The sequence below is a fragment of the Peribacillus sp. B2I2 genome, assembly GCF_041261685.1.
Lineage (GTDB): Bacteria > Bacillota > Bacilli > Bacillales > DSM-1321 > Peribacillus.
In genome coordinates this window covers 4,405,441-4,427,499 of record NZ_JBGCCB010000001.1, presented here as the reverse complement: position 1 = coordinate 4,427,499, position 22,059 = coordinate 4,405,441, and the positions used below count along the sequence as shown (strand labels likewise).

General features: G+C 37.8%; 19 protein-coding genes and 2 pseudogenes. 15 read left to right on the top strand and 6 right to left on the bottom strand.

The window, feature by feature from the left end:
- Positions 1-55: 55 nt before the first annotated feature.
- Complete coding sequence (locus ABIE66_RS21965; protein ID WP_370016285.1) at positions 56-3,226, top strand: ATP-binding cassette domain-containing protein; 3,171 nt, start codon at positions 56-58, stop codon at positions 3,224-3,226.
- 474 nt (positions 3,227-3,700) lie between these two features.
- Here ABIE66_RS21965 and ABIE66_RS21960 read toward each other — a convergent pair whose 3' ends face one another.
- Positions 3,701-4,969, bottom strand: coding sequence for an ATP-binding protein (locus tag ABIE66_RS21960; protein WP_370016284.1), 1,269 nt, complete (start codon positions 4,967-4,969; stop codon positions 3,701-3,703).
- Between the two features lie 273 nt (positions 4,970-5,242).
- Here ABIE66_RS21960 and ABIE66_RS21955 point away from each other — a divergent pair, with 273 nt between their 5' ends.
- From ABIE66_RS21955 to ABIE66_RS21945, 3 genes are all read left to right on the top strand, one after another.
- Entirely contained in the window at positions 5,243-5,701 is a 459-nt protein-coding gene (locus tag ABIE66_RS21955) for an SRPBCC family protein (RefSeq protein WP_370016283.1), read from the top strand.
- 992 nt (positions 5,702-6,693) lie between these two features.
- Positions 6,694-6,867, top strand: a complete 174-nt coding sequence (locus ABIE66_RS21950) for a hypothetical protein (RefSeq protein WP_370016282.1) — start codon at positions 6,694-6,696, stop codon at positions 6,865-6,867.
- Positions 6,868-7,092: 225 nt separating this feature from the next.
- Entirely contained in the window at positions 7,093-7,629 is a 537-nt protein-coding gene (locus ABIE66_RS21945) for a hypothetical protein (RefSeq protein WP_370016281.1), read from the top strand.
- A 421-nt stretch (positions 7,630-8,050) separates the two neighbouring features.
- Here ABIE66_RS21945 and ABIE66_RS21940 read toward each other — a convergent pair.
- Both ABIE66_RS21940 and ABIE66_RS21935 read right to left on the bottom strand, forming a co-directional pair.
- Positions 8,051-9,035, bottom strand: a pseudogene (locus ABIE66_RS21940) (ornithine cyclodeaminase family protein).
- A gap of 33 nt (positions 9,036-9,068) precedes the next feature.
- Positions 9,069-10,367 (bottom strand): MFS transporter, encoded by a 1,299-nt coding sequence (locus tag ABIE66_RS21935; protein ID WP_370016280.1) that lies wholly within the window; start codon positions 10,365-10,367, stop codon positions 9,069-9,071.
- A gap of 173 nt (positions 10,368-10,540) precedes the next feature.
- On the opposite strand from ABIE66_RS21935, the gene ABIE66_RS21930 reads away from it, so the two are divergent.
- The gene (locus tag ABIE66_RS21930) at positions 10,541-11,053 is read left to right on the top strand and encodes a helix-turn-helix domain-containing protein (protein ID WP_370016279.1); all 513 of its coding nucleotides are present in this window, start codon (positions 10,541-10,543) and stop codon (positions 11,051-11,053) included.
- Between the two features lie 229 nt (positions 11,054-11,282).
- Here the strand turns inward: ABIE66_RS21930 and ABIE66_RS21925 are convergent, their stop codons facing one another.
- Both ABIE66_RS21925 and ABIE66_RS21920 read right to left on the bottom strand, forming a co-directional pair.
- Positions 11,283-12,473 (bottom strand): MFS transporter, encoded by a 1,191-nt coding sequence (locus tag ABIE66_RS21925; RefSeq protein WP_370016278.1) that lies wholly within the window; start codon positions 12,471-12,473, stop codon positions 11,283-11,285.
- 439 nt (positions 12,474-12,912) lie between these two features.
- Positions 12,913-13,706: pseudogene (locus ABIE66_RS21920) on the bottom strand (alpha/beta hydrolase).
- 364 nt (positions 13,707-14,070) lie between these two features.
- Here ABIE66_RS21920 and ABIE66_RS21915 point away from each other — a divergent pair.
- The 6 genes from ABIE66_RS21915 (at position 14,071) to ABIE66_RS21890 (ending at position 17,412) form a co-directional block, all read left to right on the top strand.
- Positions 14,071-14,820 (top strand): methionine ABC transporter ATP-binding protein, encoded by a 750-nt coding sequence (locus tag ABIE66_RS21915; RefSeq protein ID WP_370016277.1) that lies wholly within the window; start codon positions 14,071-14,073, stop codon positions 14,818-14,820.
- Positions 14,813-15,475 (top strand): methionine ABC transporter permease, encoded by a 663-nt coding sequence (locus ABIE66_RS21910; protein ID WP_370016276.1) that lies wholly within the window; start codon positions 14,813-14,815, stop codon positions 15,473-15,475. The genes ABIE66_RS21915 and ABIE66_RS21910 overlap by 8 nt, the downstream gene beginning before the upstream one ends.
- A gap of 18 nt (positions 15,476-15,493) precedes the next feature.
- Positions 15,494-16,321, top strand: coding sequence for a MetQ/NlpA family ABC transporter substrate-binding protein (locus ABIE66_RS21905; RefSeq protein WP_370016275.1), 828 nt, complete (start codon positions 15,494-15,496; stop codon positions 16,319-16,321).
- Positions 16,322-16,385: 64 nt separating this feature from the next.
- Positions 16,386-16,568 carry a hypothetical protein gene (locus tag ABIE66_RS21900; RefSeq protein WP_370016274.1) on the top strand — a complete coding sequence of 61 codons (183 nt, stop codon included), beginning with the start codon at positions 16,386-16,388 and terminating at the stop codon, positions 16,566-16,568.
- Between the two features lie 360 nt (positions 16,569-16,928).
- Positions 16,929-17,234: a hypothetical protein gene (locus tag ABIE66_RS21895; RefSeq protein ID WP_370016273.1), complete on the top strand. Its 306-nt coding sequence runs from the start codon at positions 16,929-16,931 to the stop codon at positions 17,232-17,234.
- A gap of 13 nt (positions 17,235-17,247) precedes the next feature.
- Positions 17,248-17,412: a hypothetical protein gene (locus tag ABIE66_RS21890; protein ID WP_370016272.1), complete on the top strand. Its 165-nt coding sequence runs from the start codon at positions 17,248-17,250 to the stop codon at positions 17,410-17,412.
- Positions 17,413-17,423: 11 nt separating this feature from the next.
- Here the strand turns inward: ABIE66_RS21890 and ABIE66_RS21885 are convergent.
- Positions 17,424-18,574 (bottom strand): IS3 family transposase gene (locus ABIE66_RS21885; protein ID WP_370014669.1). Its coding sequence is split into 2 segments (ribosomal slippage): positions 17,424-18,325 and positions 18,325-18,574, totalling 1,152 coding nucleotides; the frame shifts between segments, so codons are not numbered across the junction.
- A 284-nt stretch (positions 18,575-18,858) separates the two neighbouring features.
- On the opposite strand from ABIE66_RS21885, the gene ABIE66_RS21880 reads away from it, so the two are divergent.
- From ABIE66_RS21880 to ABIE66_RS21865, 4 genes are all read left to right on the top strand, one after another.
- Positions 18,859-19,089: a DUF2599 domain-containing protein gene (locus ABIE66_RS21880; RefSeq protein ID WP_370016271.1), complete on the top strand. Its 231-nt coding sequence runs from the start codon at positions 18,859-18,861 to the stop codon at positions 19,087-19,089.
- A 24-nt stretch (positions 19,090-19,113) separates the two neighbouring features.
- Positions 19,114-19,440: a hypothetical protein gene (locus ABIE66_RS21875; protein ID WP_370016270.1), complete on the top strand. Its 327-nt coding sequence runs from the start codon at positions 19,114-19,116 to the stop codon at positions 19,438-19,440.
- A 297-nt stretch (positions 19,441-19,737) separates the two neighbouring features.
- Positions 19,738-21,459: a T7SS effector LXG polymorphic toxin gene (locus ABIE66_RS21870; protein WP_370016269.1), complete on the top strand. Its 1,722-nt coding sequence runs from the start codon at positions 19,738-19,740 to the stop codon at positions 21,457-21,459.
- 21 nt (positions 21,460-21,480) lie between these two features.
- Positions 21,481-21,825, top strand: a complete 345-nt coding sequence (locus tag ABIE66_RS21865; protein WP_370016268.1) for a tRNA-Val4 — start codon at positions 21,481-21,483, stop codon at positions 21,823-21,825.
- The last annotated feature ends 234 nt before the right edge of the window (positions 21,826-22,059 follow it).

Here is a 22,059-nt window from a genome sequence, read left to right as displayed (position 1 = left end):
TTGTCGCTGTGCTAATATGAAAGACTGAGCTTAATAAAATGGAGAGGAGTTACAAATGAAAATAAATCGATTAATAGCGAACAATATAAACCATTTAGATGCAGCACTTCAAGATGATCAATCATTAGGAATTGCTGGGTTATCCGGTTCCGGGAAGACGACTTTTTGTCAAACCATTGGGGAAGAATCCAAGAAGCGTCTCGTTTCCTTATTGCCCAAGTCTGAATATCAATATTTATTTCCTAATATTATGGAAACCAACTTCAGCGCCATCAAGATGGAGGAAATGCCGCTGGTCCTTTTTCTCGGCAAATCATCCATTTCAGCCAATCCCCGTTCAACCATTGGCACACATACTGGTGTCTTTAAAGAGATTCGTGTTTGTCTTGCTGAAAAATTCAATCTTTCTCCGGAAGTTTTTTCATTTAATAATGCCTTAGGCTGGTGCCCCACTTGTAAAGGACGCGGTACGACGAAAAATGTCGAATGTCCAAAGTGTGAGGGGAAACGCTACAATCAAGAAGTCGAGCAATATACGATTGAATTATTAGATCGCCCGCATACTATTTCCGATATCAACAACTTAAGCATCGAAACGATCCTTTCACTCGCAGAGACATTACATATTAGTGAAGCTAAACAGCATATTCTCCAAAATATAATCAATATGAATATTGGTTATTTAAGTTTAAATCGTATTATGGGGACAGTGTCAGGGGGAGAATTAACACGGCTTTACTTGGCCGAATTTATGGCAACAAGTGAAAATACCGTGATCATCATTGATGAAATCTCCGTCGGTCTTGATCATCAAACCCTATTGAAAATTTTGGAACAGATTAAGCAATTAGGATATAAGAATCAAATTTGGCTCATTGATCACTCAGACACGGTATTAGATAGCACAAATGAACAATTGTTCTTTGGACCTGGCAGCGGGAAATATGGCGGGAAAATTGTTGAGGAATCACCACGTCCCAAACCAATCGCCTGGGAAAGAAATGAAGCAGCGCCAACGGAATACTATCAATTTCAGGATCTTTACTGCCGTAATATTCAAATGGAAGAAATCCGGATTCCAAAGAATAGGCTGGTTACCTTTACGGGTGAGTCAGGTTGTGGGAAATCTACACTTGTCAATGAATGTATCTCTAAAGATTTTCAGAAGCGGTATCCAAAAGATAAACTGGTCATGGTCGGGCAGGATCGAAACAAATCGATTACCAGTCGATCAACCGTTGCGACATTTCTTGATATTAAAAAGAAACTAACCAAATACAGTGATGAAATTGATGATATTTTTCTGCGTTCGATTGAAGATATCATCGAAGAATTGCCAAATGAAGACATCGCTCATAAACGCTTGAGCTTATTGATCAATCTTGGGCTTGGTTATTTGACGTTGGAAAGAAAAACACAAACACTATCGACGGGTGAATTTCAATGTGTCCACTTAGTTTCCGAGCTTTTCGCGAAGACAAGAAACCCGCATACGCTGTTCATTTTTGACGAGCCTTCAAAAGGGTTATCGCAAAATATATTAAACCAATTCATCGATAGTGTCAGGGTCATCCTGGAGGATGAATCCGTCTCCATCATCATGATTGAACATAATGGTTATATGCTGGATAGCTCGGATTATATCGTTGATTTTGGTAAACGACAGCTAACACCTGTCCAACATCTTGACGTTGTCAGTCATGATGATCATTTTCGACACAATAACAGTGAGGATCAAGTGGAACCATTGCAAATCACTTCTACACTCCGGTCAAAAAATGGCATCAATTATTTACGGGAAAATCATCTGGACTATTTCAAAAAGGCAGAGAACGTCTATAAGGGCGGCATTTTAAAAAGCTTATCACCAATTGCTCGTGTGATTTATGGTGAATACGAGTCAGACACGATCGCACCTGTGATAGCCATCGATCTTGAACGGCACTTGTACAGCCAATATACGTTTCTTTATGAATTGGGCGGCATGATCAACCATCTAGTGGCTGCACATCCAACCAATAAAGATACAAGAAGCTTCGATTTCTATTCTGCAGAAAATCATTGTCCAAGCTGTTCGGGCCGCAGGGTCATTGAAAAATTTGACTTTGATGTCGTCATTCAAGACAAAAACGTGCCATTCTGGGATGGCTTATTACATCCAGACGTGATGGAAGTACTAAAATATTATCAACATTCAAAACTGCAATTCCTGTTTGATGAGATCAAGAATGAACTCGGTCACGACATTAGTAAAAGCTATAATGAGATGACAGATGCCGAAAAGCAGACCTTCTTATATGGGTATTGGGAAAAGTCCTTTTACGATAAAGCAGGCAAGGCATCAAGAACATGGGAAGGATTCAATTTCATCATTGGACGTTATATGTTCATATCGAAATCGATCATTAAAGAGCAGATGAAAGCATCAAAAGAGATGATCGCCTGTCCTGTCTGTCAAGGAACGATCCTCAAGCATCATAAAAAACTGACATTTGGTGATACAGACATTCGCGAGATCATCCAACAGCCGATTGATCAAGTCATCAAAATTGTTGGGAAGCTTCCAGAACTGGAAAAACTAAAAGCGATTGTGGGCGGCGATATCGCACTTACTGATGATGTCTCATTCCTTCCTCGGGAAACAAAAGCGGCGTTGAAAATGCTCGAACTGGAACTGGCAAGCTTCGTGGGCTATGAAGTGGTTTTACAAAATACCCTGCCATTCTGGGGCAGCATTAAAGGCAATATCGAAGCAATCAGCAGCAAAAACCAGATCACCATCTGTGACTTTGCCAATATTAACGAAACAAGAGAAACCATTATTGATAAATACTTCACCAATGGCAAATACAAAAAACTAACCTATGTCTATGAAGCATTTGGCTACAAAAAAATCGTTACCCAAATCAATAAAATAAAAGCAAGTCATAAATGCCCATTCTGTAATGGGAAGAAAGTCATTTCAGAAGATAACATCCATGACGGTGTGTATAAATTAACGATACCCTGTGTGAGTTGTCATGCCAGTGGCATCGATGATGAAGGTCGTAAAGCAATCGTCGAAGACATCGACGTGCAGACCTGGCTGACAGGGAAAGTAAGGGATGTCGTGGCAGAAAGTGAACGTACCGAGGCCGTTGCCGATATTCCCATTTTCAATCGGATTCGTGAATTGAACAAACGAGATATGATGGCGGTTCATCAATGCCTTGAACAGAAAAAATAAACAGTAAAAAGTCCGCCGATAAAGGCGGACTTCTGTTTGAATATAAAAGGGGTTCAGAGTCCGAATATAGTGAGGTGAAGGTCGAACATGAACGGTCGAATACTATGTGGGATAGGTCGAATACTGTGCGTGAACGGCCGAATATTGTGTGGTTTAGGTCGATAAACTGCGTCAATGGCCCAAGACAGTGTAGCTGGTCGAATAAAATGCTCCGGTTATTATAGTTTTTTACTGTAATCCTCATTGGATTGAAGAAATTTGCGACACTCCTGCCGAATTACTGGCTAGCCGAGACCCCACAGGCGCTTGCGCCGAGGAGGCTTGGCAGGCAGTCGGCGGAAAGGGAGCGGATTTCTGAAATCATCTGAACTTTTTAAATAAAAAACTGCAAGCAAACTGAGTTTTCATCGAGTTTGCCTACAGTTTGAAAGTCCGCCGATAAAGGCGGGCTTTTTTTATGAAAAGATGCTTCATTTATTTTTTAGGATTATCTTCATGATAAACGGGAAGTGTTACTGAAATCGTTGTTCCCTTATTCAAAAGGCTATTTATATGAAGTGAACCATTCATCGTTTGGATGGTCTTAACAGCTACCATAGATCCTAGCCCTGTCCCTTTTTCTTTGGAACTGTAATAAGGTTCGCCAAAACGATTTATTTGTTCTTTGTTCATTCCTATTCCATTGTCACTTATTTCGATAATCATGCCGGAATTATTAATATAGGAAACAATACTAAGTTCCCCGCCATTTGGCATAGCCTCGATACCATTTTTAATCAGGTTTAGGAAGCATTGCTTGAAATGTTGAATATTCCCGCGGGTAGTGCCTGGAGTCAACTGTTCTGATATATTAACTAAATTCATGTTAGCTAAAGGTCTTATCATTTCAATTACATATCCTATTTCACGGTTAATTAAAATAGTATCCACTTTTTCAATTGCAGGTTTTGCAAATGCTAAGTATTCACTAATAATTGATTCTGCACTATCAAGTTCTCTAACAATATGTTTTATATATTGTTCTTTTACTTCTTGAGAAATATCAGAATCCTTTAGCAGTTGAACAAATCCTTTCACAACCGTTAAAGGATTCCTGACTTCATGTGAAATACTAGCTGCAAGCTGACTGACTATCTCCATTTTTTCAAGCCTTACCATTTGTGTACGGATTAAAATTGCATCTTTTAAAATTTCCATGATATATACAGCTAAACCTATAATGAAAGGAGGAAGGATAATAAAGTAAAATACATAGGCATCCGTTATTCGAAAATAATCAGACATAACGAGTGAAATAAAGCTGGTTAGGATTCCTAGAAACAAAATTAATAGTATCGAGCTATTTAGCTTATTTTTTCTATTAAAATTTTTGAATTTGGAAGAAAATAGAGCCGTTATAATAAATATAACGATATAAACAATTAACGTAAGGAAATTGAAACCATAAAGAGCAAACCTAACTGTTAATATTATGATTAACAGGGCAGCCCCTACAGGCCAACCACCATAAAGTGTCCCTATTATAAAAGGAATTTGCCTGAGGTCATGGACACAATATTCATCTATATAAATAGGGAACTTCATACATAATATAATGGGAATGCTCATGCATGCAGTAATAAGGGTCTTGCGATACTGATTTAACCTTTTGCCATGATCTAATAAAATGTAATAAATCAAAATGCTTACTAAAATATAAAAGAGATTATCTAATATATTTTGATTAATATAAATAAAATTCATTGGATTCTCCTGAAAATTACAATTTGGTCTATTATACAAGAATAACACTAAATGGGAGGAATTTAATAAAGTAATTTATTGACAGAAAGAAAATTCTAAAAAGGGTTGTTTAACAATGCCCTAGGTAAAAATGTCACTTGGGCTAGGACATACTCTGCACCTTATGATTTCAAATGGACGTAATGATCCCCAGTTCATTCAACCAATGATTTATCAGTGTTAATTTGGTATTACATAGGAAAGTGAATATAATGTAAGTAGAGGTGATTTTCTTTGAAAAAATGGACAAGAGAAATAGAAATAAACGCTCCAATTGAACAGGTTTGGAAATTTCTTGATGGTTCTGTAGAGAATATGCAACGAATCATGCCTCAGGTGGTTGAACAAAAGCCCGTTAAAATAACGGAAGAAGTAGTTGGAAGTGTATATCGCCAAAAATATAGAGAAGGAAAACGAACAGAAGAGTATGATATAGAAACATTAGAATATTTGAATGAAACTAATGAGAAGAAGCTAAAAGTAGGCTTTATACTTGCTAAAATATTTGAAATTACAGCTTTTTATGAACTAAATAAAATCAATGACAATAAGACTTCCTTTACATATACAGTCACCAGTCGCCCGTTAAAATGGTTTTTAAAAATATTATTATTGTTTGCTACCGATAAAGTGGTAGTTGAATTTTTAGAACGTGTCAAAAAGGTAGCTGAAGCAGAAACAAGTGGATCATGAATTAATTAAGTCAATCTTCCTCATTATGGGGGTCATACAACTTGCCCATGTTGGAGGGGGTGCTTTGATCGTTTCATTCCACTGCAGGCACTCGCTTTCCGCGGGCGGTCCGCCCTCGGCGCTCTTTGCGCCTGTGGGGTCTCCCTTGGACACGCTTTTCCCGCAGGAGTCTCGCACCTTCCGTTTCAATCAACTCTGCATGAAAACTAAGTTGACACAGCAACACAGATAGAAAAAGAATCCATCTTTTTTCAAGATGGATTCTTTTTATTTGTCGTAAAACATTGGGGTGTAGGGGATTATTGACTGAACTTACAGGTGTTTACCCCAAAAAGGGAGTTGCTTCGGACGTTATTTTTTCTAATGGAGGCACTTAACGACGTTTTAAGAAATACGAGAATAATAAGTTATGGTATCGGAGTAGGAGTAAAGGCAGGGTTAGAAGAAGATAAGTAATTCTAAAAAACAGTGGTTAAAACAAAATAAAAATTAGGTGGTGAATTTTGATATTGATGTCTACAAATAAAGAGAGTTTTAAGAAGGCATATTTTATGCGATATTCATGGGGTTAAGTGGAACAATTTCCTTTGCAATTCTATTATTTTGGGTTGTCCCAAAAGATCAAATACCAACAATATTAGTACCTTTACTTTTCATAGCTTTTTTTCTCTATGGTACTTGTGCTTTATCTATACTTATTCGTTCAAAAATCATTAAAAAATGAGTGATTATTAGTTGAAACTTTTTCCAATATAAAAGGTAATTGATGGTGGCTAAATTTGATTATATAAAAAATAGTAATCATAGTTTTTTTCTTCAATGCATCTGATATCACACGAGTATTTGGTTTAATTAATATTATTAAATATTCCATATATGAAAATCCTGAATTCAATTTTGGGATATTTCAATCTGAATTTTTGGTTATTATAGCATTATGATAGAGCTTCTTATACCGCTGCTTATACGAAATACTAACAGGAAGAGGAGTAATGAAAACGATGGGTAAGAAAAAAGTTCAGTTACTTGCTTCACTATTATTTATAGTTAGTCTTTCTTTGATAGTTTCAGCTTGTTCCGATTCCAAGAAAGATGATGTAAGTGACGTAAGTTCGGAGGATAAAAAAAATCTAAAGGGAATGAAATGGATGGTACTTTTGCGGTAGATGTGGATGTTCCACAAGAAACTGTAGGTGATGCGGATTACTTTTTTATCTGCTTTGTTCTATTTAACGATATTCGCCTCCTTTTGAGCAAGGCTCTTCTACCTATAGTTATAATTTTCAAGAAATGTGTGGTTTGAATGAAATGGGTATTTATGGTTGGTGTGATCGTTTCAGTTCTTTTTATGAGCATTTGGATAAATAATCCATTTATGAAGGAAGTATTCTATGGAAAAAAAATACGGCTTCGCGAATTTATTCCCTCCTAAAAGAATTGAGGAAGTAGCTTATATATTAGAGCATGATTTAGACGGAATAGAGATTCCTAAAGAAGATGAACGTATAAAATATATATTGGCTGATCCTTATGCTCCAGAAATGAAGCTAATTAAAGGAGTATATTTAATCTATAATAAAACGATACTAGAATTACTCACAGGAAAAATTCATTCTATTAATAGCTATGAATTTAAATACCCTAAGGAAAAGAATAGAAAGATTTCAGATACAGACATAGAATATGCACTGGACATGGCAACAATTGTAGTACTTGCAAGCACAAATAATAAAATACTCACGACCTATTTTATTAGTGGTTCTGCTGAAAAACTAAACAGTATATTAAACTTATGTATTGGCTACTCCAAAGATTTAGAATACGATGAACATAAAGCTAGTTTACAAAATTTTAAAAATGATATTGAAATAGTTAGTCAGATGGGATTATTAGAGAAAATACTTGGAAATGATTCTGGCGTAAGTTAAGTAATTAAAGATTTCTAAATAGTTAAACACATCTATTGCCTTACAATCCTATCTACTGTTGTTGGCAGGGGTACGGTTAAAGCTAAAACATTCTACAGCAATTGATGATAAAGTAAAAGTGATTGAAAAAGTTAGCAGTGGAGCTGTTTGTAGCAATGGATGAAAATCATGCGTCTGTAGTGCCGACCACCATGAGCAGCGCCGTTCCATTCGCCGATAAATGAAGACCTTTGTAAAAAACAGCCGCCGAGACTTGGTGAACATCACCATTCTTAGCGGCTATTTTAATGATTAACGATCCATCGTTTCTATTTTTTCAATGCCCAATAACCGACGAAGCGACTTAATGAAGTAGTTGGAAAAGAATAGGTCATCATGAGTTCCTTCTGGATTTAACTCAAATAATAGAATGCAGCTTCTGCTAAACCTCAATCTCCATCCCGATGTTCCGTTCTTTCGATTGGCGGTAAACACCTTTTGCCACAGCGAGGTCAAAGTAAGCAGCACCGACTGATTTAAAGAAGGTAATTTCCTCATCATTTTCCCTGCCTGTTTTGGTCCGCATGACAAGTTCAAAAAGCTCCCCATGAATATCATTAAACGACCAATTTCCCTGATTGGCTGCATGAATGAGTTCTCCTGCTTCATCCTTCACGCCCGCCAAATCATCGACGATAATTTTAGCAGCGCGTGAAACCGTGGTATTATCCACTTCTTTCATATACGGCAAATAAGAACCGACCCCGTTAATGTGTGTGCCCGGCTTTAAATCCAGCCCATTAAATACAGGCTCGTTCGAGCGGGTTGCACAGCAAATAATATCTGCTTGACGAACAGCTGTTGAAACATCTTCGCAAACTTCAAAAGGAACGGTTACTCCGAATGCCCGCAGCTTTTCACCGAATTTCTCCGCTTTCTCTGGTGTGCGATTTACTAATAAAATACGCTCAATGTCCCTTACGGCTAACACACCAAGTGCTTGTTCAAATCCCATAGCTCCTGTTCCAATAATCGTGAGAACCCTGGCGTCTTTACGAGCAAGAAAGTCTGTGGCAATGCCGCTCAATGCCCCCGTTCTGAGACGTGTTAAATATGAGGCATTCAACAACGCTAAATGTTCGCCATTTTCCGCATCTGACAGCAAGATGACTCCTTGTGTTGTTGCCATCCCCCTTGAAGGATTCTTTGGAAAAAATGGTAACAACTTTAACAGCCGAAACTTCTTCAGATAAATCAGCGCTTGGCATGTAAAGTGCCGATGCCTCGTGTTGAGGGAAAGCAAGAACTGTGCGATGAGGGTTGTCTATTCTTTGAGCACCATGTGCACGTAATACGGCCTTTACATCCGAAATTGCGTCCTTCATTTCATATGATTGTTGAATTTCCTTTTCACTTATAACCAACATTCAATTGTCCTCCTTTAAGTAAAAAACCATAGGTTACATGGCGCTACTATTATGCGTTTCGTCTAATTTCTGATTGCTGCGATCCTTAACTGCCCAAATCGCCGCTAGGGAAAGGACAGATGCAAAAATAATATAAATTGCGACAGGAACATAGGAGTTATTAAACCTATTAAGTAAAGCAGTTGCAACTAGCGGCGCTGTTCCTCCTGCCAGAGCTGCCCCGATTTGATATCCAAGCGTGATGCCGGTATAACGAATCCTTACATCGAAAATTTCCGAGAACATCGTTCCAAGAACAGCTGTGATTGGAGCCCAAATAACCCCTAAACCTATCACTGTTGCAATGATTAATAGCAGTACCGATTTTTGCTGCAGCAACCAGAAGTATGGGAATGCAAACAGTGCCATCCCAATCGTTCCGGCTATAAACAGCTTTTTGCGGCCAATTTTATCGGATAGCATCCCCATGAATGGTATTAAAATTGTCGTTATAATTGTTGCAATCATGACTGCAGTCAAGGTAGCTGTCCGTGAGAAACCGAGATTCGAAGTAGCATATGATACGACAAATGTGCTGAAAATATAAAATGGCGCTGTTTCTACCACTTTGGCTCCCACGGCGATAATCACTTCACGCCAATAATTCTTAAGAGTTTCTACAATCGGTAGCTTTGGAACTTCTCCGGATTCCTTTACTTTTTTGAAAGACGGTGTTTCATCGATTCCTTTACGAATCCATAGGCCAAAAAACACAAGCAAAGCACTAAAAATAAATGGTAAACGCCATCCCCAAGTCATGAATGCGCTTTCAGGAAGCAGTGTCATAATAGATAAGGCAATGGTTCCAAGCAGCATTCCTATTGTAACACCCATCTGGGGAATAGATCCGAACAAGCCCCGTTTTTCAGCGGGAGCATATTCAACGGCCAATAAAAGCGCGCCTCCCCATTCACCGCCAATTCCTAGACCTTGAACTAAGCGTAACGTGATTAATAAAATCGGTGCCCAAATACCAACGGCTTGATACGTGGGAAGAAGCCCCATCCCAAATGTTGCGACCCCCATTAAACTAAGTGTTAAAACAAGTGTTTTCTTTCTCCCGATACGATCGCCAATATGACTAAAGATCACTCCGCCAAAAGGGCGGATGAAGAATGCTAACGCAAAGGATGTATAGGAAAGCAACAGCCCTATTGTCGGATCCTCATTCACGAAGAATAGCTGGTTAAACACGAGAGCTGCAACGGTCCCATATAAAAAATAGTCAAACCACTCAATCGAACTTCCGACTAAACTCGCGATTAATATTCGCCGCATTTGTTTCTTTTCCATCATGAGTCACCTCTTTAAAATTGAAGTATCACTTCAATTTATTATTTTCTTCATTTTAAATAATTAGAAATTTTCTGTCAATATTTTTTTAATAAGTTATTAATGACGGAGCATTCATCAAATTTTGTCATGTATAATGAAGCTAGATACTATGTAAAAAAGGGGGCATCTGTATGCCTTTTGATTCAATCGGAAAAAAACTCAAATTATTGAGGAAAGAGCGAAAACTAACATTAAAGAGTCTGGCTGAACAAACAGGCGTTTCGATCAGCTTTTTATCACAAGTAGAACGGGGAAAATCAAGCGTCACATTAGAGTCATTAAAAAAAATCGCTGATACATTAGATGTCAATCCAAGTTTCTTTTTTTCTGAGGACCGCTCCCAAGAAAATTCAGATTATAATCATGAACAATTTCATTATCAGAATTTATCCAGCGGCATTCGTGATGCTGTTTTTTCGCCTATTCTAGTCACGTTAAAGCCAGGGGAAAATAAAGGAAGCGCTTTTTCTCATAGCGGACATGAATTCTTATTCATTATCGAAGGGAAGTTAACAGTGGAAATAGCAGGAGAAAGAATGGAACTCCATGAACAGCAGTCGTTCATGTTCGATGCTAGAAAAGCCCATTACTGGTTTAACTTCTCGGACCAAATTGTCCGGTTTTTGATGGTGTCGTCGAAATAACGTCACGGTATATAAATGGCAGCGTAACTCGCAATTGTCCGCTTGGTTTTTAGAGGTAAGCACCTAGTTTTTTTAAAAAAAGAAGTATCAAAGAACAACTAACGTTCTTGATACTTCTTTCTTCAATTTTATTTGAAGGATTAACTGTAATCCCTTTTATTAGGACATGGAAAGATTTTGTTCTATTGAGGTACCCTAGGAAGCATACCAAGGCGTTCTTAGCTTTCACTTATGCTGCTTTCTTTTGTTTTTGGTCTAAGCGATGACTTAGGAATGTTAGAAGACTTGCACAAATGGCAACCAGCCCACCGACCCATGTCACATACATCAAATTTCCCTGATGGTAAACAACTCCGCCCAGTGCGGAACCAAAGGCGATACCGACATTGCTTGCTACTGGCATCAGTGAAGCAGCTAGCCCTGTAGCTTTTGGTTGATAAATACCGGCAAGATCTATCAAATAAAGCTGGGTGGATGTTGTTAAAAGGATGGCCATTAACGACATCAGGCCAATGTTAATCAACCCAAAGATAAAATTATTCGTCGTCCAATATAAACTGATCAGAACGACTGCCTGCACGAGGAAAACAAACCGGAGGCGTCCGATCGCATTGTAGCTGGCAATTTTACCGGCGAGTATGTTGCTGAAAATGGAAATGAATCCGTAGCCAAACAAGATCAAACTGATTGAACTGTCTGGTGATTCCATTCCTTTCAGGATCGGAACAAGATACGTATAAACGGCATACGTCGCTCCAAAACCAAGTGATGGAATGAAAAAAGCCATTAAAATTCGCGGGTGTGTTAACAAAGAAAATTGATCACGCATCGAACTGCGAATTGTACTTTGCATAGTAGGCAATACGAAGAAAGATGCCAAAAACGCAATAGCTCCGAGAAAAGTCGTTAACAGGAAGGATGCATTCCAGTCGTACCATTCAGCGATGACAGTGCCTATCGGTACTCCAATCACGTTTGCAAGCGTAAAGCCACCGAAAACGAATGATATAGCAAGTCCGCGTTTAGCGATCGGCATGGTTTCACTTGCAACAACCATGGCAAGTGAAATTAAAACGCCTGTTACAATCGCAGTCAGCATCCGAAGTGCAAGGAGCATGATGTAGCTCGTCGAAATCACGCACAAAGCATTCAGGACGATGAACGAACCTATCAAAAACAACATCCATTTACGCTTTGGAAAATGACTCGTTGCCGACATCACGAGCGGTGTGGCAACGGCAAACGTAAGCGCAAATGCAGAAACGAGTGTGCCTGCTTTGGCATTTGTGATATGGAGACTCGAGGAAATATCGGTTAAGATCCCGACGATAACAAATTCGCTTGTCCCGAGAACAAATGTTAATAAAGTAAGTGTTAAGATAAGTAACCAATGTCGCTTGGATAATTCTGTGGCGTGCATAAATACCTCTTTTCTTAGATGAATGTAAATGTGTCACAGGGTAGATAAACAATTTAACTATCATACCACAAAACATTTTTACGAGGAAAACCCTTGCTTAGTTATCGTTTGTTATTTCTTGCTAAAAAGCTTGTAGTTGAATCATTCTTTAATTTTACCGTAGCAGAACGATCATGAGGTTATGCTGCATGCTGATCGCGATCATTGGATTGATCAACGGCGTTTAATCACTGTTGGAAGTGAGGAAGGGTTTATGGTAGAGGATGCAAAGTTTCTATAATGATGCGATGGATAAAAAAAATCATGCTTCTGTAGTGCCGACCATTATGAGCAGAATCTTTGGATTCGCCAATATATAACGACCTTTGAAAAAGCAGCTCCCAAGACTGGAGGAAAATCATCATTCTTGGGGCTATTGTGATGCCATCGATAAGGATAATTAACGATCCGACGTTTCGTTTTTATTTTCTATTCCAAATAACCAACGAAGTGACTGAATGAAGTAGTTAGTAAAGAATAGGTCATCATGAGTTCCTTCTGGATCTGACGCAAATAATAGATTAGATTCCAAATAGCCTTCCTTGATAAATTCAAGGTGGGCTTTCTTCGTGTAGGCAACCATATGCTTTTGTATCGTTTCTTTATAAATTCCCTCTAGTTCCCCGACATATAAATATAGCTGATGATTTTGACGATTCACAGTTGGTTTGATATGGATATTTCCTTGCCGTTCAATCTTTTCCCCTTGAAGATAGCGAAGAACATCCTCGTACCAAAAGGAAGCAGATAATGAGATATATTGATGGAATACCTCTGGATAATAATAGGAGGCGAAAATCGAAACAAGTCCTCCTAATGAGCAGCCGGAAATAGCTGTATGAGAAGGTTCAGGATTCGTAGCATAATGGGATCTATATATGGCTTTATTTCGGTTACAACAGTATGTAAATAAATCTGTGCTTGTCCTTCAAAGGCAGCAGCATGTGGTGCAAGTGATGGAGCTTCCCACGGCGTATAGTCATTTTTGCGATCAATTGGTTCAATTCCAATAACGATAAGTGGCTCAATTTGACCTGAAAGAATTAAATGATCGATATAGTTTGCAGCTTGCATGGCATTTTCACCAGCATCATGCATATAGATCGTTCGGTATTTCTTGGTTTGATCGTAATTTGAGGGCAATATGACACATACCTCATAGTTGGCAATTTTCTCATCAAGGTATTGAATCATGTATTTTCCTCCACGTCCTTTAGAATATTCGTATTTTGTGATAATGATAACCATTATCAATTATAATTATAATACACCCTCTATTAGTTTAAAATGAATAATCCGATTAATAGAGTGAAAACTCAAAAAAATCCAGTCATAAAGGATGATAATTATGAAATAATCACTCATATCTAAGAATGGTATATAAAAAGCCAATAGAAAGAGGGAGCCTAATAGGGTTGGAAGTCTTTAACTGTTAATTTGTGTCTTTGCATTTGGTCCTCATTAGTTGATAAAATGTTTCTCAGTTGTGTTTCTTTGATGAAACTATAATGAGGAGCGATATGTTTATTACCTTTCAACAAATAGAAAGTGGGATTTTATGATAAACCTGCATCAAGTGAGTAAAAAATTTTCACAGTTTCAGGCAATTAAGTCTGTTACTTTAACAATACCTAAAGGTGAAATTCATGGAATAATCGGAGCAAGTGGAGCAGGCAAATCAACGTTGCTGCGGCTAATGAATTTGTTGGAGACCCCAGATGCGGGCGAAGTGGAGGTAAACGGCCAAAGGTTGACAACATTGAACAATAAAGCACTTCGAGGGGCACGGAAGTCGATTGGCATGATCTTTCAGCATTTTAATCTTGTGGCAAATAAAACGGTTTATGACAATGTGGCAGCCTCTTTAGAGCTGGCAAATTATCCAAAGAAAGAACGTCGGAGCCGTGTTGTAGAGTGTCTTCAATTTGTCGGATTGGAGAAGGAGATGGAGAGATATCCTGCACAATTAAGTGGGGGACAAAAGCAACGTGTTGCCATATCAAGGGCATTGGCAAATAACCCGCAAGTTTTGTTATGTGATGAACCGACCTCTTCCCTTGATCCAAATACAACGGCTGAAATATTAGACGTGCTAGAGAACATAAACAAACGCTTCGGTGTGACGATTGTCATTGTTAGTCATGAGCTGGATGTCATTAAAAGTATATGCAATCGTGTTACGATCATGGCAGATGGAGAGATTTATGACACTGTCTTAATCGAACCAACCGGGATTCAAAAAAGGGATAATCGTCCAGAATACTTTATCGAACAATTAGCAGAGAATGGTGGGCTAGGTCATGCCTGAGATTTTAGTTCAATATGAGGCAGAAATTTGGCAGTCAATTGGAGAAACCATTACTATGGTTGGTGTGTCCATTTTAGCTGCGATTTTGATTGGATTGCCTGTCGGGACCTTGCTATTTCTTTGTAGGAAGGGCCATTTGCTTGATAATCCGTGGGCTTTCTCGATTTTAAATTTATTGGTGAATATTATTCGTTCTTTTCCATTTTTGTTATTGGTTGTTTTTTTAATCCCGTTTACAAGGCTCATAATCGGCACAGCCATTGGTACAGCATCTGCTTGCGTTCCATTAGCGATCATTGCCATTGCCCATTATTCGCGATTGGTCGAGCAATCTTTATTGGATGTGCCAAAGGGTGTGATCGAAGCAGCCATTTCCATGGGGGCTTCTGTAAAGGATGTCATATTTAAATTTCTATACGTGGAGGCTCGTTCAGGGCTTGTCCTCGGACTAACAACATCGATTATCAGCTTTATTTCCTATTCAACGATCATGGGAGTGGTCGGAGGCGGCGGTATCGGCGACTTTGCCATCAGGTATGGCTATCAGCAGTTTAAAACAGAGCTAATGATTTATATGATTATCATTATGATTATTCTAGTACAGCTTATCCAATTTATTGGAACAGCTGTAGCCAGAATGATTGATAAAAGATAAATAATGGAGGGAAACATCATGAAAAAAATACTCTTTCTCATGACAGCAATTATGTTGTTTTTAGTAGGATGTGGCAAGGCGGATGAAGGAAAAGAGAAAGAAAATACGCAGAATCAGGAGAAGGAAGAGGTAACATTGAAAGTGGCCTCACTCATTCCCCCAATGACGGAAATTCTTGAGCTTGTTAAACCAAAGCTGGCAGAGGAGGGCATTAACCTGGAAATGGTTGTATTAAGTGATAATGTGCAGCCTAACACCGCACTTGCGGCAAAAGAAGTGGATGTGAACTTCTTCCAACACGTTCCATATATGGAGGAATTCAATCGAAACAAAAATGCCGAGCTTGTACCTGTGAAACCAATTTATTTTGCCAATTATGGTGTGTATTCCAAAGAATACGATTCAATCGATCTATTGCCAGAGGGTGCTGTTATTGCCATTGCAAATGATGTGTCGAATATTGATCGTTCATTGGCATTGCTAGCACAGCATAAAGTTATTACTTTAAAGGAAAAAAAGGGTCCATACTATACAATGTCTGATATTACTGAGAACCCTAAAAACTATCAGTTTAAAGAAGTGGATTTATTAATGCTAGCGAGAACGTATGATGAAGCAGATGCGATAGTGATAACACCAGCTTACGCTGCACCGCTTGGTTTGACACCAAAAAATGACGCCCTTCTCACAGAAGGTGTTGAAAATGACTTTGCGATTACATTAGTGGCACGCAAGGATAACGTGGATTCTGAGCCAGTCCAAAAGTTGGCCAAGGCTATGACAAGCCCGGAGGTACGCAAATTTTTAGAAGAGAAATATAGTGAAACTGCCATACCGGCTTTTTAATTTTTGATACAAAGAAAGGGCTATTCCTCAGGAATAGCCCTTATTTACGTGTCAGTTTAACTTTGTGATCACCCATCGTCTAGCTACTATTAAAAATACTGTCCAGCTTGCCAATTTAGTGGCTGCTGGACAGCCCATCTTTGTCATAAAGCCACTTACTAACAGTAAAATTGATTTTCAAAAACAAATGTTTAATGATCCCTTCATGGGTATGCGCCCATTATATGTAAATATATTAATCTTTTAAACCCTTGGTACTTTTAGTGTCAGGGGTTTTTAATTTGTGGGGAAAAAGGTATCACAAAGAGGTGGTTCACAGCTTTTTTACCTATCTAATATGTGAGTGGACGGAAAGAAGGGAAATATTCCATATGTGGAAATCCTGAATTCATTTTTGGGATTAATCAATCCTAGTTTTTTGTTAATGTTCCATTATAGGAAAAAACAAAAAAGGAGAAGAAAATGAAAAAACGAGTGTTGGTTATAGCTGGTTTATGTACTTTACTTAGTATGTTTAAATTAAAATGGTGCTGTATTTGCAGAGATAAATATAAGTGAAGATGTAAAAGAAAGTATAGAAGTAAACGGAAATATGGATGATTTGCCTATGGATTTACTTAAGGATGTCGAAGTTGCTCCTTACGAAGAAAATAAGGATAGAATATTTACTAATGAAAAAGATTTTGCTGCTGAAATTAATTTAGAAGAAAATAAAATTAATTTTTCTGACGCGGAAGGAAATGAAATTACTGTTTTAGTAGATGATCCTGATTTGAAATTTGAAAACAATGAGGATGGAACAATTATATTTACAAACGCAGAAGAAGATTATAGTGTTGAGAATCAAATTTTAGATGGTGGATTTAGCCAAATATTTTCCATTGATTCTAAGGAAGCCCCCAAAGGAATTTAAAATCGATATAGAAATGAAAGAAGACTATAGTTTAGTAGAGGAAGAAGGTATGTTCTACATAAAAGATTCTTATGGTAACAATATATATAACATAGGTAAAGCCTGGGCAGTAGACAGTTTAGGTAATTTTGTTGAAACAAAGTATGAGGTGGATTTGAGTCAATATTTTGGACACTAAAAAGTTAAATCTTAAGCTGTATTCCTAATTCGATCTTCAATGGCTTGTGGGGTTTGATAACCCAAGCTGCTGTGAATTCTTTTTCGGTTATACCAACCTTCAATAAATTGGAACATCGCTAATTTAGCTGTTTGATAGTCTAGATATTGTACGTGGTTGACTTCTTCCTTCTTTAATAGGGCATGAAAGGATTCAATACAGGCATTATCGTACGGGCAACCTTTCTGACTAAAGGATTGCTTAATATGATGGTTTTGGATATGTTGAGTAAACTCACTGCTTGTATATTGTGAGCCAAGATCGGTATGAAGAACTAAGCCCTCCGAGGGCTTTTGTGATAGGTGTGCGTTATTGAAAGCTTTTATGACCAGTTCTGTCGTCATTGAACGAGAAAATGAATACCCTACTATTTTCTTAGAATGAAGGTCTAATACCGAAGCTAAATAACACCATCCGTCTTTTAACGTATGGATATACGTAATATCTGCTACCCATTTCTCATTAATGGTCTGAGTAGTGAAGTCTCGTTTTAACAAATTATCCAATTGAATAACCTTTTCTTTAGATGGATAGGGACGGTATTTTTTCTTAGTAATAGAACGAATTCTCGCCTTGCTCATTAAGCGTTGAACACGCTTTAGACTTAGGGAAAACCCTTTGGTTAATAAGCTTTCATGAATCTTTGGAGCCCCATATCGTCCCTTGCTTTCCAGGTAAATGAGATGAATTTCCTTCGTGAGTTCTTGGTTTTCCTGTTCGCGATTTGATACGACTATTTGAAGGGACTGATAATGGCTGCTTCTTGGGATTTCTAGTATTTCACACATCTTCTGTACGGGATATTGTTTCTTGTGTTCCTCAATAAATTCGGTAAGATCTGTTTCGGTTACTTTTTCGCGAATATGGCCATAGCCTTTTTTAAGATTTCAACTTCTTGCTTTAACCGAAGGTTTTCCTTTTGAATGGCGGCTAATTCCTTTGGAGTCATGGACTCTTCCCCTAAACCGATTGGAGTAAATTCTTTAACCCATTTATAAATGGTAACTTCTGATACGCCATATTCGCCGCTTAATTCTTTGACCGAATTACCCGAGTGATAAAGATCTACAATAGTCTTCTTGAATTCATTATTGTATTTTTTACCTGTATTCTTACGTTCCAAGACGGACACATCCTCTCAAAAATCATTGTAAGGACTTAACTAAAATGTGTCCATGAAACTATACTAACTCCAGAGGTGAAAAATCAATCTCTATATCAAACAGTCAATTATTCTGGTGATAATTATCCAGTGAAAGCGGATCCTTTATTTTGTTCTGATACAATTGACAATACAAGCACTAAATGGGATAAGAATTATAGTAGTGGAAAAGGGATTTTTCAGTATATACTAGAACCTGTACTAAAGCTTATATTACTGCTCATTGGGCACTGGGTCCGTCTAGTATGACTGGTCTTTCTCAAGCAAAAATTATGTTGGATATGTGGAGTGAAGTGACAGCTGATGCTGATTTCAAGAAGTATATTAGTAGCTCAAAGGCAGGTAGAATTAAAGACCAGTTTATTTGTCATGCAGCTAATCCACTTACTATTTATAAAAGTTCATGGAATTTAGAACCGTGGCGACCAGATAAAACATTGGTTGGTACTTATATGAAGGGATGTAATCCAGAATAAGTTATGTTTAGAAGGGGGGATAAGATGATAATTGAAAGTATGAGTGATTATTTTTATGAACCATTTTACATACCGATTTTATTGGTGCTGCTTGGTATATTATATTTAGGTATTTTAGTATATAGTTTTACTGAAGTTAAATTTAATATCATAGGCTATGGTTTAATCGGAATATCTATAATAACGTATCTTCTTGTTGGCTTGTATATGACCGGAAAAGGATACTATTTAGACGGACATGCTCCAGAAATATTGGTTTTTGGAAGTTTCGGTTTTTTAGAGCTTACTTTATTAACTTATCCTTATATATTTCTTGCTTTGGCGGTGGTTCTTGGTAAAAAAGGCGAGTAATTCAGGGGAGAAATCAAAGCTTTATCTGGGGTTTAATAGAAAATAAATATCTAGAATTAACCATAATCTGGTCAGAGAAAAATTAATTTAGTTTTGGATTGAGGGCGCTTATAAGCGCTCTTTTGTGTTTTTAGGTGATTTTGGAACAAAAGAGCCACTTATCCTGTTAATTCTTGAATAAATATAGAAACTCTTCTAAAATATATGTAGACCATAATTTTACAGTGAATAAAAATATTACATATAAATGAAATCTAGTTATAAGAAAAGAAGTTGAAAGGACTTTCCATTATGTCGATGATTTACGAATCTCAAACACTAGTTTCTGCCATGCAAACGCGTGTCGGACAATATAAGGATCTAAAAGAACAGCTCACGGAATTAAAAAAAGGATTTGAGAGTATCGTTCATTTGGATGATGAGCTGCAGGGGCAAGGCGCAGTGGCCATTAAAGGGTTTTACAAAGCACAGATTGATGTCTTGGATTCTTGGCTGCGCCTGATCTATCGGCATGTTGCCTTTTTAAGTGGAATTCAAGGAGATACAATCGAAGCGAACCTTAGTGAAACCGTGGTTACGATCCCTTTTTTAGAGGAAGAGCTGACAAATGCCAATCGAAATTCCAAGGAAATGGTCACAGCCCAGAAAAATGATCTGAAAAAAATATTTTCCGGAATTGATGATATCATTCAGTTAGAGCCTTTTTCCGATGATGTGTTCCATGAGAATATCGAGAAAGCTGAAAAGAAACGAACCGAAACGATAGACAAAGTAAACGAAATCGATCATAAGTGGACAGCTGAATATGCCAAATCCGAAGCGGACCAAGCGGCAGTGGCGGCACTCATGGAGCAATTGAAAGTATCCAGTACAAGGGGAGGAGTAGTATCCCCGCTCTATTTTAATGCAGCAGCATATAAAAATAGTGAAGCCTATAAAAACCTGGAAGTAAGGAAAAAAGAAACCGCGCAATATCTCAAGGTTAAGAAAGAAGAAGCGGAGAATCGCCGAATCAAAGACTTGAAGGCGCAACTCGAACATGTAACAGATCCAAACGAGTTCCTCAAAATCGCCAAGCAGATCGGGTATGAAAACCTAGGGCCTACCCAGCAGCAATATGTCATGCAGCTAGAAGCATCCAAGCAAACCGCAGACATTACAAAAGGAATCGGCGTAGGCCTCTATGATGTAGGGAAAGACTTTGTGACAGGAGTTTGGGACTTTGTCACAGATCCTGGCGAAACGGTCGAAGGTGTAGCAAACTCGATCATGCACCCGATAAAAACCTATAAATATATATCCAAATCCATCTCCGACTCATATGAACGGGATATGGTAAATGGCGATGCCTACTCGCGCGCTCACTGGGTATCCTATGCCCTCGGAACAGTCGTCACATCAGTAGTAGGAACAAAAGGAGCGGGTGCTGTAGCGAAGACTGGGGCAGCCACTACAAAAGCGGCTGCAGTAAAAGGCGTATCGAAGGCAAAAGAACTGGCCACTATCCCTAACCTATTGCCATACAATCCTAAAAACCAACTGTCGTTGGCAGGGGGAGTACCTTATAATACGGTTAATAGTACTGGATTAAAAGAACAGTTAATTTCAATGGCGAGAGTGGAGTCTGAGATTAGTGGTGATGGTGGAAATAAGTTCACTTTAGATACTATGAGACATGTTTATCATGGAGAGATTAACCGACGTGGAAAAGCTGTTGGTTATCATCACGAGAGTATGATGGGTGGTAAGATAGTTCCAGGAACAGAAGAAGCTTCAGATATCAACGGAGTATATAGAGCTAAGGTAGAAATAAATGGAGTAATGAAGGTTGCAAAGTCAACTTTCTTTCCAAAAGATTGGGACAGAGTAAAGGTGAATAACGCTATTAACGAGGCTTTTGAAAACAAAATAAAAGATGGAAATAAATATGTTGGCAGAACTTCATCAGGAATTGATATTGGAATGTACTTAAACCGTGATGGGACAATAGCTACTGCATTTCCTTTATATAAAAATTAAATATCGGGAGATAATAAACTAATGAAATATTCGTATGAATTTAAAAGGAACCCATTAGGATATCTAAGGATAATCCTACCACAAGAAATTAACCTTTTCTCAGACTTCATTGAAGATATTGTATTTGAAACAGAAGTGGATGAGTATATTGATATTGTTCAGAAAGTAATGGAAGGTGAATACGATGAATTTGAAATAGAAGGGAATGCTACCAGTGTCTTGATAAAAAAAGATACGACGGTTCTTCACCACTTTTATATCTTCGATAAGCCAAATGAGAATGAAATGGAAACTGAACAATTTAAAGAACTAATGCTAATATGGAGAAACAAAATTCCAGAAAGATACAAAGAACCTAAGAATTAAGTTTTATAGATCTAGATAGAGTAATGGGATATCCAAAATAAAGGTTGATTCTATCTTTTATTTTGGAAGAAAAATAATACAACTTTATGTAATTCCATATCCTCTAAACGAAAAAGCTCAAAAACATTACATAAAGCGAAGATTGCGATTGTCCAACTAGTTCAATCTCTTCTAGCCGTATATATCTCCCTTCTTGAATTCATTATTGTATTTTTTACCTGTATTCTTACGTTC